This window comes from Oceanisphaera marina, assembly GCF_014643915.1.
GTDB lineage: Bacteria > Pseudomonadota > Gammaproteobacteria > Enterobacterales > Aeromonadaceae > Oceanimonas > Oceanimonas marina.
On record NZ_BMKE01000005.1, the window covers coordinates 101,742 to 114,966 of the forward strand.

Genomic DNA, 13,225 nt, shown 5'->3' on the forward strand with positions numbered 1-13,225 from the left:
CGAAGTTTACTGACAGCCGAATCATATTATCTTATGAAGAGGCCCGAGCCTTTATCTTCCATGGCATCTCGCCATCCCCCCAACCAGTGCCCTTTGGCATCAAAGTCATTATAGGGGCAATTTTCTTTTGCTCGTCCACTGACACCGGCCTGGTAACCGCGAGTACGCGCTCTTTCCAAACGGTCACGTTTTTGTCTCTTCATAGGTATAACCCTCATTTAATCAACAAAAAGTGCATGCGATGATGTTACAGATTTGCTAACCACCGCCCCTTATCAATAATGCAATTAGCTGCCAAGATCAAGGTTGAATTTCAACCAATGACGCCTGATTTCGGTTACTGCTTGATGATATGAGACTTTTTAATTGATCAAATACGACAGGTTGAGACGTGCAACGTGATTTGCGGGAGCAACTTCAGGCAAGCAGCAGATACCGAGGCAGGCTCGGTCAACCCCTGATACCAGGCGACCGTGACGCAGCAATAAAAAAACACTCCCAGCCAGGCATGGGAGTGTTTAAATGTTAGCTGAGTGTCGGTTTGTTACTGCTCGCTTAGGGCCGACAGCTTAGCGCCGTTTTGCTGGCTGTGTTTTTTCAGCTTTGCGCTTCCAGCTCTTCCCAACGGGCAAACGCCGTTTCAAACTCGGCTTCCACGTCGGCCAGCTGCTGCAAGGTCGCCTGGGTTTTATCTTCGCTCTTGCTGAAAAAGTCAGGCGCATTCACTACTTGTTGCAGTGACTCGATCTTTTGTTCGAGTTGCTCCAGCCTGGCAGGCAAACCGCTCAGTTCTTGCTGCAACTTGTAAGGCAGTTTTTTATTCGCACTCTTGGCCTTGGTATTGGCCTCGACGCTGGCTGCCGACTCTTTATTCTGACTATTGTCTTTGCTCTTGGCCGTTTTGCTCTGTACAGGTGCGCGATACGACAGCTGATGCTGCATATCCTGATATCCCCCTACAAACTCACTGACCTTGCCCTCACCTTCAAATAACCAGCAATGGGTCGCGGTATTATCAATAAAGTCCCGATCGTGACTGACCAGCAGCAAGGTGCCTTTATACTCGGCCAGTAATTCTTCCAGCAGCTCCAGCGTTTCGACGTCCAGATCGTTGGTTGGCTCATCGAGTACCAGCAGGTTGCTGGGCTTCAAGAATAATCTGGCCAGCAACAAGCGGTTTTTCTCACCGCCCGACAAGGCTTTAACCGGTGTACGCGCCCGCTTGGGCTCGAACAGGAAGTCTTGCAAATATCCCAGCACATGACGGCTGCGTCCATTCACTTCCACTTCCTGTTTACCTTCGGCCAGATTGTCCATCACGGTACGCTCGGGATCCAGCTGCTCGCGATACTGGTCAAAATAGGCCACTTCCAGTTTGGTGCCGCACTTCAGAGTACCGGAGTCCGCCTCCAGCTTACCCAGCAACAACTTGATAAGCGTACTCTTGCCACAACCGTTGGGGCCAACCAGCGCAATTTTATCGCCGCGCTGGATCAGGGTAGAGAAGTTATTGAGCAGAGGTTTGTTTTCGTAGGCAAAGTTGAGGTTTTCTGCCTCGAACACAATTTTGCCAGAACGGCGCACATCATCCAGGGTCACGCTCACCTTGCCGACGCTTTCACGACGTTGGCTGCGCTCGACCCGCAATTCTTTTAAGGCGCGAACTCGGCCTTCATTACGGGTACGACGTGCCTTTACCCCTTGGCGGATCCAGGCTTCTTCCTGTGCCAGTCGCTTGTCGAACAAGGCATTTTGCTCGGCTTCCACCCGCAATGCTTCTTCCTTGTTCACCAGATAGTCATCATAGTTACCCGGCCAGCTGGACAACTTACCACGGTCAAGATCCACGATACGGGTGGCCATTTTACGAATGAAGGCCCGGTCGTGACTCACAAACACGATGGCACCTTTGAAATCCAGCAAAAAGCTTTCCAGCCAGGCAATGGCGTCAATGTCCAGGTGGTTGGTAGGCTCATCGAGCAACAAGATATCCGGTTCGTTGGTCAAGGCCCGGGCCAGTGCCACTTTGCGCAACCAACCGCCAGACAAATCATTCAGTCGGGTGTCGCCATTTAATTCCAGCAACGTCAGGCTTTGATTGATGCGGGTGTCGAAGTGCCAGCCATTGGCCACTTCCACCTGCTCTTGCAGGCGCATCAGTTCATTGAGCGCCTTTTCCGAACAGTCGTGGGCGACCTTTTCCAGCTGATGATGATACTTGGCCAGCAGGTCGCCCATTTCGGCCAGACCACCGGCAACATAGTCGAATACGGTCTGATCGTCGTCGACCTTGGGCGGATCTTGCTCAAGACGAGCAATATTGACGTCTTGCTGCAACTGACGGCGACCGTCATCCAGCTGTATTTCGGCGGCAATCACCTTCATCAGGGTCGACTTGCCGGCACCATTACGGCCCACAATACAGACGCGTTCTCCGGCCTGTATATTAAATTCTATTCCGTCTAATAACGGAGCATCACCAAATGCCAACTGGGCATTTTGCAGGGTCAATAAACTCATTAAGTCACTCTACTAAATTCAAGAATATCGGCAGCCGTAAAAGGCCAATCCAGCTCACCGCCGTCTGGGCGTTGTAATACCGGAATGCGTACCGCGTACGCTGCCAGCCACCGTTCGTCGTCAATAATATCTTCGAGTCGGGTATTGGCACTCAAGCCGGTTTGTTCCAACAGCGCCCAGGCTTGTTCGCACAGATGGCAACCGTCGGTAGAAAACAGCGTCAGGCTCATGATCAACTCCAGCGAATTTCCCAGCAGTTATGAATATGCGGGTTACGCGCAAAATCTTTGGGCAAACTGCCCTTGGTAATGTCTTTTGCTACCAGTCCCAGCTCGGCAAGCCGGTCGATATCCATTTTGAAGTGACGCTTGTTGTTGGAAAAGATAATGGTGCCATCGGCGCGCAGACGCTTGCTTAGCAGCGACAGCAGTTCGATGTGATCTTCCTGCACATCAAACACACCTTCCATACGCTTGGAATTGGAAAAGGTCGGTGGATCGACGAAAATCAAGTCGTAGTCGTCACCGGGCTGGCGCAACCAGTTCATGCAATCCGCCTGAACAAACTGATGGCGACGGCCGGTCAGCCCATTCAGCTCCATATTACGCTCGGCCCAGGCCAAATAGGTTTTGGACATGTCCACCGTGGTGGTGCTTTTGGCTCCTCCCAAACCGGCATGCACGGTAGCACTGCCGGTATAGGCAAACAGGTTAAGAAAATCCTTGCCCTTGGCCATCTGGCCCAGTTGCTTGCGGATCGGTCTGTGATCCAGAAACAGGCCGGTGTCCAGGTAGTCATGCAGGTTAACCAGCAGTTGGGCATTGTGCTCTTGCACCTGCATCCACTGTTCGCGGCGGTCCAGCTTTTCGTACTGCTCGCGACCTTGCTGACGGGCACGCACTTTTAAAATCACCTTGCGCCCTTCTACACCCGTTACTGCCTGAGTGGCTTGCACCAGATCGTAAAAACGACCCCGCGCCTTGTATTCGGGAATGCTTTTTGGCGCCGCATATTCCTGAATGACGATGTAATCCTGATAGCGATCGATAGCGGCGTTGTATTCCGGCAAGTCGGCATCGTACAAACGATAGCAATCAATTTGCTCGGACCTGGCCCACTTTTCCAGGGCCTTGATGTTCTTGGCCAAACGGTTGGCAAAGTCTTCTGCCAGCGGACGCGCGGTTTTCGCATCTTCGGCAATCAGGTAGTTGCGCAATTCACACGCCAAGGCGCCGTTGAATAGCTTGTAGATTTTTTCATGGCGCAGACGCAGACAGCTCAGCAACTCGGGAGAGCTGGAAATCAGACTGACATTCCAGCCTTTGAATTGCTCACGCAGTTTGTCACCCAGCTGCTGATGCAAGCCTAATAAAGAAGGGAACTCACTCAAACGCTCGCCATAAGGAGGGTTGGAAATCACCCAGCCTGCCTCGGCGGCCGGATTTTCAAGCGTGTCTACGCCCCCGGCTCTAAAACGAATAAAGGCGCCAACACCGGCGGTCTGAGCGTTATCTTCGGCAAACGCCAATACCCGTTTGTCCTGGTCAAAGCCATAGATCTCGGTATTGCCCTGTTTGATACCCCGGGTGGCGCGCACCGTGGCTTCGGCACTGATTTCTTGCCACAGCTCACGGTCGTGGCCGCTCCAGGCCATAAAGCCAAATCGCACCCGCAATAAACCCGGTGCATGATCGGTCGCCATTAATGCCGCTTCTATCAGCAAGGTACCCGAACCACACATGGGGTCGACCAGCGGCTTGCTAATGTCCCAGCCACTGCGCAGTAAAATGGCGACCGCCAGGTTTTCTTTTAACGGTGCTTCACCGGCCTGCTGGCGATAACCGCGTTGATGCAAGGCCGGGCCCGACAAGTCCAGGGTAATGCTCAGCTGATTATTACGCTTGAGGTGCGCCAGAATGCGGATATCGGGAGTGCGCTTGTCGACATTGGGCCGTTCGCCCCAGCGTTTGGTCAACCGGTCAACAATGGCATCCTTGATTTTCAGGGCGCCATACTGGGTATTGGTAATCGCTTCATTGCCACCAGAGAAGTCTACCGCGAAGGTTTGTCCTGGTTGAATATGCTGTTCCCATTCGATGTTGGCTGCACCTAAATACAGATCCATGTCGGTACGCATGGTCAGTTCGGCCAGTTGCAACATAATGCGCGAGGCTAAACGCGACCACATGCAGGCACGGTAGGCCGTAGCCAGTTCACCTTTAAAGGCCACACCGGCCACGGTTTCCTGAAGGTCGGTCGCGCCCAGGTTTTTCAGTTCATCGGTGAGTAAGGATTCCAGGCCCTTGGGGCAGGTAGCAAAAAACGGCAGCATAGTCAGGCTTGTCTAATAAAAAGAGGCCCACATTATACCTGAATCCACCGCCATACGGTAAAAATTGCCACTTATTGTGTGCAAACTAATCAGCTTGCAGGATTATTGCCCACACGGAACAAAGTTCTGGATAAGCCCTTGCATTCAGTGAGCCCGATCACTAGTATACGCAGCCTGAGGACGCGGGATGGAGCAGTCTGGTAGCTCGTCGGGCTCATAACCCGAAGGTCGTCGGTTCGAATCCGGCTCCCGCAACCAACTCAGAAGCAGTAGTAGAAAGTAGTAAAGTCTAAGCAGTCGCGTTATAAGTAAAGGACGCGGGATGGAGCAGTCTGGTAGCTCGTCGGGCTCATAACCCGAAGGTCGTCGGTTCAAATCCGGCTCCCGCAACCAGCTTGGATGACAGTGAAGACATGTAGTAAAGTGTAAACAGTACAGATTAAGTAAAGGACGCGGGATGGAGCAGTCTGGTAGCTCGTCGGGCTCATAACCCGAAGGTCGTCGGTTCAAATCCGGCTCCCGCAACCAGNCATAACCCGAAGGTCGTCGGTTCAAATCCGGCTCCCGCAACCAGCTTAATAGTAATAAAATTGAATTTATTTGTGCAATATCAAGTTATTGGCGCGGGATGGAGCAGTCTGGTAGCTCGTCGGGCTCATAACCCGAAGGTCGTCGGTTCAAATCCGGCTCCCGCAACCACTTGATGCGCATCAGATTTCAATATGTGATATAGAAAAAGTACTTTATTAAAAGCAATATCAGCAAGTTTATGGACGCGGGATGGAGCAGTCTGGTAGCTCGTCGGGCTCATAACCCGAAGGTCGTCGGTTCAAATCCGGCTCCCGCAACCAACTTGAATGTGGTATTAGTTTAAAGGTATAGCAAGTAGCAATATGCAAGTCATGGACGCGGGATGGAGCAGTCTGGTAGCTCGTCGGGCTCATAACCCGAAGGTCGTCGGTTCAAATCCGGCTCCCGCAACCAATTACATGACCCAAGAACACGTAATAAGCCCAATCCCCTCCCCTGTCGTTTCTCTATATTCTTAATACATCCAGTTTAGATTTAGTCTTGTATCTCATTCATTTGAGTGATTTTTGCTGCCTGAAAATCAGGCTCACCAGTCAAGTCGACTTAATTTGGATAAAAGTATTCGACAGTTAAGCTATACCAAGACGTTTTTGGTCGAATGAATTCGACCCTTGTATTGGCTTCTGTTTTCGTCTGACAGCTTAGGGCTGCCCGAAGGGCATTAACCTACTCGGCGAAGTTCTTGTTCTTGATTATGAGTATCCAGGCTGATGATCCTGTCGTTCATCACCTTGATAGCGCCAAAGGTATTTAACTGCTTGCTGCCTGCCAGTAATTGATCGCCCGACAATGAAATACAGACAGATGCCGAGGGGGAAGTTTCCACCACCATCAAGGTAAGCCATTCGCTACAGATATCCAACGCAATCAGTTCACCCAACTCGGGTTGATGATAATCGGCTTGCGGCTCAAAAAACCAGCTTTGTGGCATCAATGGCTTGTAAAAACGCGCAACCGCCACCCCATTTAGCGCCGCTTGTACCCGCTGCGCCGAAGAGCTGATCGACGCCAACTTATCGAGAAAATTATAATAGAGCCCGGTATCTTCTACTGAGAAGCATTGATCTAGTTCGTCTGAACACACCAGATGTTTTTTGAGATAGGGGCTGGTGAACAGCATATCAGCCCCCAAGTCCAGCATCAGGTGTCGATCTTCGCCCATAAACCAGCGCCACTGATCATTTGGTTGAAGTAACATCCAAGTCACACCTTATGTCGAAAATAAATTATTATGAGATTTAACAGTCAATATCTCATTTTATATCGCATTTCGCTTAAGGAGCAAACCTTTATGCAAATAATATGCTTAAAGATGGCGCGCAAGCTGTTGAATAAGTGCGGGGCCCTGGTAAATAAAACCGGAATATATTTGGACCAGACTGGCACCCGCTGCCATCTTTTCTCGGCCTGCGGTTAACGAATCAATACCGCCCACACCAATAATAGGCAAGCGACCCGCCAGGCGACGCGATAATTCACTGATCACCAGAGTGCTCTTGTTTTGCACCGGCCGACCACTTAATCCCCCCATTTCATGGGCATGGGGCAAATCGAATACCAGGTCTCGATCGAGTGTGGTATTGGTGGCAATTACACCGTCTATTTCATAGCGCACCAGACTATCGGCTACTTGCTCTATTTCTGCCATCGACAAATCGGGGGCAATTTTAACCAGCAGCGGAACCTGCTTATTATGCCGTTCAGCCAGTGTTCGCTGTTGCTGCTTTAACGACGACAACAAATCATCCAGCGCCTCGCCGTATTGCAGGCTGCGCAGACCCGGGGTATTGGGAGATGATATATTCACGGTAATATAGCCAGCATGAACGTAGGCTTTTTCCATGCAAATCAGATAGTCATCTTTGCCTTGTTCTATGGGAGTGTCTTTATTCTTGCCGATATTAATCCCCAGAACCCCCTGATAACGCGACTGTTTGACGTTCTCGATTAAATAGTCGATGCCGTTATTATTAAATCCCATACGGTTGAGAATAGCGTCGGCTTCTTTAATACGAAACAGCCGCGGTTTCTCGTTGCCATCCTGGGCGCGTGGCGTCACTGTGCCTATTTCAATAAAGCCGAATCCCATGGCGGCAAAGGCGTCGATGCAATCACCGTTTTTATCCAGCCCGGCAGCCAGCCCCACTGGATTATCAAATGTCAGTCCCATCAATTCGACCGGATTCACTATTTTAGGCCGACGATACAAGGCCGCCAGCGGACCATGCTGAGTCTTGGCCAGTCCCTTGATGGTCAGCTCGTGGACATGTTCGGGGTCGCATTGAAAGAGAACAGGTTTTACCAATGAATACACGTGTTTTGTCCTTATAAAAAAGCCCCGGTCATGGCCGGGGCTTTGTGCACTACACCGTGAAATTAAACGGCGTTCATACAATTAAGATGAAGCAGATTCAGCTCGCGCAGGGCGACTGAAAATTGAGCAAACTCATGAGTGCCCGATGCTTTAAAGTCAGCCAGCAGATGGCGCCAGCGATTTAACAATTGCTCATGCTCATCCAGCCATTGGTCGAGCATACTAGCGCATTCATCCTTGGCTTTACAGTGTTTCAATACCACGGCGGTAAGGCTACGCTGTTGATAATCCAGATCTTCTCTAAAGGCCGCGCGCGCCAATGCCTGCCAATGATTGGTGACCGCCTGGTGATTGATTTGCTCCAGGAACCAGTGCAGCTCGAGTTCGGCACCGAGGCGGAAGTACAACTCGGCCACCACCTTGATGTCGCGGTCTTGCTCGGCGGCAACCTGTGCCAGATCCAGTGCCGAAAACAAACTGCTCATGTGCGACACGCGCTCTGCGACGGAGGTTGGCACACCCTGCTCTTCAAGTACCGTCACATCCTGTTTGATTTCGCTGGCTTCCGACTCCACCATGGCCTGGTAAAGATGACCAGACAAGGCAGCATAGGCTGGTTTAAACTGCGCGATCGTTTGCTCTATGCTCAGGCTGCGATTACGTGAGCGCAAGAACCAGCGTGTGGCGCGACGTACCATACGGCGTATCTGATAAAACATATGCAGTTGGGTATCGGCCGATACCTGGTTATCCAGGGCTTCAATGTCACGCAACAGGGTATCCATGCCAAATACTTCACGGGCAATCATGAAGCTGATGGCAATGTCACAGACGCTGGCGCCGGTTTCATCCTGCAAACGCTTGACGAAGTTAAAGCCCATGTCGTTGACCATGATATTGGCCAACCGGGTGGCAATAATTTCGCTACGCAACGGATGCTTCATCAGGGCGTCACCAAATTTGGCCACCAGCTTATCCGGCATACTCATTGGCAATAACCGGGCAATATAGTCGTTGTCGGTCAGCTCGGGTACATTGAGCATGTCTTTTAACACCATTTTGCCGTAGGCCACCAGTATCGCCAGCTCGGGGCGGGTCAGACCGCGACCGGCGGCCATGCGCTCGGCAATCTCTTCGTCACTGGGCAAATATTCCAGCTGGCGATCCAGTTTACCTTCACGCTCCAGCCACTGAATAAAGTGCTGATGTTCCTTCAGTGGGCCCGCGCCTCTGTGTTCGGTAATGGAGATGGTTTGAGACTGTCGATAGGCATTGGTCAATACTATGTCGGTTACGTCGTCGGTCATGTCATGCAGCAACTGATTACGATGCTTCATGGTCAGTTCACCCTTGTCGACCAGGGTATTGAGCAGAATCTTGATATTGACTTCGTTATCCGAACAGTCAACACCGCCGACGTTGTCGGTAAAGTCGGTATTGATGCGCCCACCTGTGCTTGCATATTCAATGCGGCCCAGTTGCGTGCACCCCAGATTACCGCCCTCGCCCACGATGCGCACACGCAGATCGCCACCGTTTACGCGCACCGCGTCATTGGCCCGATCGCCTACATCACTGTCGGTTTCGCGCTTCGATTTCACATAGGTGCCGATGCCACCGTTCCACAGCAAATCCACTTCGGCCATTAACAGGTGGCGGATCACTTCGGTCGGGGTCAGCGTCGATTTTTCGGTGTCCAGTAGCGTCTTCATTTGCGGGCTAAGCTTGACTGACTTGGCCGAGCGCTCAAACACACCGCCACCTTCGGAGATCAAACTGGCATCATAATCGGTCCAGCTTGAACCCGGGGTATTGAATAACCGCTCGCGCTCTTTAAAGCTGCTTGCCGCATCCGGATTGGGGTCGATAAAAATATGCAGATGGTTAAAGGCACCTACCAGCTTGGTATGAGTAGAGCGCAACATACCGTTACCAAACACGTCGCCGGCCATGTCACCTATGGCCACCGCCGTGAAGTCGGTTGTCTGGCAATCAATACCCACTTCCCGGAAGTGACGCTTGACCGATTCCCAGCCGCCGCGCGCGGTAATGCCCATTTTCTTGTGGTCGTAGCCCACAGAGCCACCCGACGCAAAGGCATCACCCAGCCAGTGGCCGTATTCGGCACTGATTTCGTTGGCAATATCCGAGAACGATGCCGTGCCTTTATCCGCGGCGACGACCAGATAGTAGTCGTCTTCGTCGTGGCGTACCACGTCTTTGGCCGGAATCACCTCGCCATCAATGATGTTGTCGGTCACATCCAACAGCGCACGAATAAACAAGCGATAGCAATTTTTGCCTTCGTTGAGGAAGGCGGCGCGATCACCCATTGGCAGTTGCTTGCACACGAAGCCGCCTTTGGCGCCAACCGGTACAATAACGGTGTTTTTAACTTGCTGCGCCTTGACCAGACCCAGCACTTCGGTACGAAAATCTTCACGACGATCCGACCAGCGCAAGCCGCCTCGAGCCACCTTGCCCCAGCGTAAGTGCACCCCTTCTACCCGTGGTGAGTACACGAAAATTTCAAACTTGGGCAATGGCAACGGCATGTCGCTGATGGTTTCCGGCGCCAGCTTGAAGGAAATATACGCTTTTGAAGTACCGTCTTTGGCGGTTTGATAGAAGTTGGTGCGCAGTGTGGCTTCTATCATTTCCATATAACGGCGAATAATACGGTCGTCGTCCAGGTTGGCCACTTTATCCAGTTCGCTAATCAACTGCTGATGTAGTGCGCGCTGCTGGTCGGCATCCTGCTTGATGGTCAGCGAAAAACGCTGCTCAAACAGATTGAATAACAACTCGGCCAGCTGCGGATAACGGGACAGGGTTTCTTCTATGTAGCTTTGGCTGAAGGTCACACCGGTCTGGCGCATATATTTGGCATAGGCACGCAGTATGCTGACTTCACGGCCGCTCATGTCGGTGGCCAGCACCAGACGGTTGAAGCCGTCATTTTCCAGCTCGTTGTTCCATACCTGAGCAAATGCCTGTTGAAAACGCTGCTGATAATGATCCAGATCCAGTGGCGCCCCTGTGTAGTACATGGAAAAGTCGAGCACCCAGAAGGTTTCGCCGCCACATTCTATTCTATGAGGGGTTTCACCAATGACCCGCAGTCCCATGTTTTCAAGCATGGGCAGCACATCGGATAAATGAATCGGCTCGGCTCTGTGATACAGCTTGAGACGCACTCGATTAGAGTCGTGCTGCTCTTCCTGGGCCCGATAAAACAGCATGCCAAGCGGGTTGTTATCGCTTAGCGCTTCGAGTTTTTCGATATCGGCCACCGCAGAGCCCGGCATCACACTTTCGGTATAAGCACGCGGAAAGGCATTATCGTATTTACCGGATAACCGCTTGCCTTCGGCTTCACCAAAACTCACGGTTAACGACTGCGCCAGCTTATCTTCCCAACTGCGGGCCGCTTCAATCAGGTTCGCCTGAATTTCGTTCACATCAATATCCATTGCGTTGTTTGCTACCCGAATTAAATAATGGGTACGAGCCAATACGCCTTCGGAAAAGTAGGTGGTAAATTCCACTTCTTCTTCCGAACCAAAATAACGTTGCAGAATACCCTGGGTTTTTTCCCGCAGGGCAGTGTTGTAACGCTCTTTGGTCACATACACCATGCAGGAAAAAAAGCGGCCAAATAAATCACGGCGCACAAACAGCCGTGTCATATCCCGCTCTTGCATCGCCAGTACACCCATACCGATATCTCTCAGCTCTTTTTCGGTAGCCTGGATCAATTCGTCTCTGGGATAGGTTTCCAGAATATTCAACAGGGCTTTATAGGCATGAGAGCCCGGCTCCAGATCCGAGCCGGCCAGAATACGTTTCAGCTTGGCGCCAATCAGTGGAATATCCATGGCACTGGTATTATAGATATTGGAAGCATACAGACCGATAAAACGGTCTTCACCCACCACATTGCCTTGCTCATCAAAACGTTTGATACCGATATAATCGATATAAGACGGGCGGTGAACCCGAGACTTGTGGTTGGTTTTGGTCAGGATCAGAATATCATTGCTTAACGCCGCTTCACGGGCCGTGCTGGTCATGCTGCTGAGCTTAAGGACGTCGCCCTGCTGGATATTACGCAGCAACCCCAGACTGGTATCGAGTTCGGGCACCAGCTCATGATCATCTTTCACCGCTTTCAGGTGATACCGGCGATAACCCATCAGGGTAAATTTGTGATCGGCCATCCAGTTCAAAAAGTCCAGAGTCTCCTGCAAACTTTCCGGGTGCACGCCTACGGCCTGCTTGGGCAAAGCTTCAATAATATCGTTCAACCGCCCGACCATGGGCTGCCAGTCTCCGACCATTTGCAGTACTTCATCGACCACAGACTGCAGTTCATCTTTTAGCTGGTTGCGGGTATCGGCTTTTGGCAATCTGTCTATTTCAATCAGAAACGCGGTTTCTGCACTGTGTTCTTGCCCCTGATCGGTCGCGCCCAGTATTTGCTGCAACTGGCCTTGCTTGTTGCGTACCAGATGCATGGGTTGATGAAGCATCAAATGGGAGGTAATGCCCATACGCGTGAGTACCATGCGAATGGAATCGACTAAAAACGGGGCATCTTTGGTAATCAGCTCGACTATGGTGTGCGGGGACTGCCAGCCATGGCGCGCAAGTTCGGGGTTGTATACCCGAACATGAGGGGTGCTTTCACTGCGGATTTCGAATGCGCTCCACAGGCTGATGGCGGCACCATACAAGTCGCTGTCGTTGCGGTGGTGTAAATCGTGATGAGTAATGCCGCTGTATAACTTGCTGACGAAGGTATTAACCAGGTCCGCGGTTTTTTCAGGAAATTTTTCCGCCACCAACTGGTTGACGTTTTCGAGTAATACGGACCTTGCTGCGTCTTTAAATATCATGGTGTTATCTTCCTCGGATACAGGCAATGACCATGGGGGCTCTAGCCCCAACAGGATTTAGCCAGTGTAAGCCTGCCCTATTTTGAATGCGAGTAAAGCCGAGGAAAAAGATGTCAAAATATGGGTTTGATCACTGCTGGGCATAATATAGCCATAGCCATAAGTTGCTATTATAAAAAGGGATTTCATCCACCTATGAATAATTCCCTGCTCGTACTGAATAGTTATGTAGCAGTGACATTGCCGCCAAATAATACCAATTTGAATAAAGATCTGACCATTTTTAAACCCGAGCTCAGAGACAACACAGTCGCCTTCCACGACACGCCATGAACTCATCCCTGAGGGCTCGGGAAATGCCATCCATGGCATTTCACGGTCGTGGGAGTCGATCTCTGTTGCCTCTTCTCGAGCATCGAGTTGTCTGTAGACGGCGCTAACAGCCAACGCCGGTGCATCAAGATGGACAAAGGGATCTGCTCAGCCGACCATCCGCGCCACGGATGGCGCGGCTGAGCCTCCATGGAGGGATACACGGCGAGTCGGGGGAGCAGGCACTTTGTCCGACCT

The 13,225-nt window shown here is 51.4% G+C and carries 7 protein-coding genes and 6 tRNA genes; 6 read left to right on the forward strand and 7 right to left on the reverse strand.

Annotated features, from left to right (window positions below; translation table 11 throughout):
* Positions 1 to 26: 26 nt before the first annotated feature.
* The 4 genes from rmf to rlmKL form a co-directional block, all read right to left on the reverse strand.
* Positions 27 to 203 (reverse strand): ribosome modulation factor, encoded by a 177-nt coding sequence (gene rmf, locus IEW52_RS04615; protein WP_188628897.1) that lies wholly within the window; start codon positions 201 to 203, stop codon positions 27 to 29.
* Positions 204 to 597: 394 nt separating this feature from the next.
* Positions 598 to 2,520 (reverse strand): ATP-binding cassette ATPase Uup, encoded by a 1,923-nt coding sequence (gene uup, locus IEW52_RS04620; protein WP_188628898.1) that lies wholly within the window; start codon positions 2,518 to 2,520, stop codon positions 598 to 600.
* Positions 2,520 to 2,750 carry a glutaredoxin family protein gene (locus IEW52_RS04625; protein WP_188628899.1) on the reverse strand — a complete coding sequence of 77 codons (231 nt, stop codon included), beginning with the start codon at positions 2,748 to 2,750 and terminating at the stop codon, positions 2,520 to 2,522. Before IEW52_RS04625 ends, uup begins: the two co-directional genes overlap by 1 nt.
* A gap of 2 nt (positions 2,751 to 2,752) precedes the next feature.
* The gene (gene rlmKL / locus IEW52_RS04630) at positions 2,753 to 4,852 is read right to left on the reverse strand and encodes a bifunctional 23S rRNA (guanine(2069)-N(7))-methyltransferase RlmK/23S rRNA (guanine(2445)-N(2))-methyltransferase RlmL (protein ID WP_188628900.1); all 2,100 of its coding nucleotides are present in this window, start codon (positions 4,850 to 4,852) and stop codon (positions 2,753 to 2,755) included.
* Between the two features lie 181 nt (positions 4,853 to 5,033).
* Here rlmKL and IEW52_RS04635 point away from each other — a divergent pair.
* The 6 genes from IEW52_RS04635 (at position 5,034) to IEW52_RS04660 (ending at position 5,836) form a co-directional block, all read left to right on the forward strand.
* Positions 5,034 to 5,110, forward strand: a tRNA-Met gene (locus tag IEW52_RS04635).
* A 58-nt stretch (positions 5,111 to 5,168) separates the two neighbouring features.
* Positions 5,169 to 5,245, forward strand: a tRNA-Met gene (locus tag IEW52_RS04640).
* Between the two features lie 58 nt (positions 5,246 to 5,303).
* Positions 5,304 to 5,380: transfer RNA gene (locus IEW52_RS04645), tRNA-Met, on the forward strand.
* A gap of 94 nt (positions 5,381 to 5,474) precedes the next feature.
* Positions 5,475 to 5,551: transfer RNA gene (locus tag IEW52_RS04650), tRNA-Met, on the forward strand.
* A 75-nt stretch (positions 5,552 to 5,626) separates the two neighbouring features.
* Positions 5,627 to 5,703 (forward strand) — tRNA-Met (locus IEW52_RS04655).
* Between the two features lie 56 nt (positions 5,704 to 5,759).
* Positions 5,760 to 5,836 (forward strand) — tRNA-Met (locus IEW52_RS04660).
* Positions 5,837 to 6,104: 268 nt separating this feature from the next.
* On the opposite strand, the gene IEW52_RS04665 is transcribed toward IEW52_RS04660, so the two are convergent.
* From IEW52_RS04665 to IEW52_RS04675, 3 genes are all read right to left on the reverse strand, one after another.
* Positions 6,105 to 6,641: a cell division protein ZapC gene (locus IEW52_RS04665; protein ID WP_188628901.1), complete on the reverse strand. Its 537-nt coding sequence runs from the start codon at positions 6,639 to 6,641 to the stop codon at positions 6,105 to 6,107.
* Positions 6,642 to 6,749: 108 nt separating this feature from the next.
* Complete coding sequence (gene pyrD / locus IEW52_RS04670) at positions 6,750 to 7,757, reverse strand: quinone-dependent dihydroorotate dehydrogenase (RefSeq protein WP_188628902.1); 1,008 nt, start codon at positions 7,755 to 7,757, stop codon at positions 6,750 to 6,752.
* Between the two features lie 62 nt (positions 7,758 to 7,819).
* Entirely contained in the window at positions 7,820 to 12,655 is a 4,836-nt protein-coding gene (locus IEW52_RS04675; RefSeq protein ID WP_188628903.1) for an NAD-glutamate dehydrogenase, read from the reverse strand.
* Positions 12,656 to 13,225 lie beyond the last annotated feature (570 nt).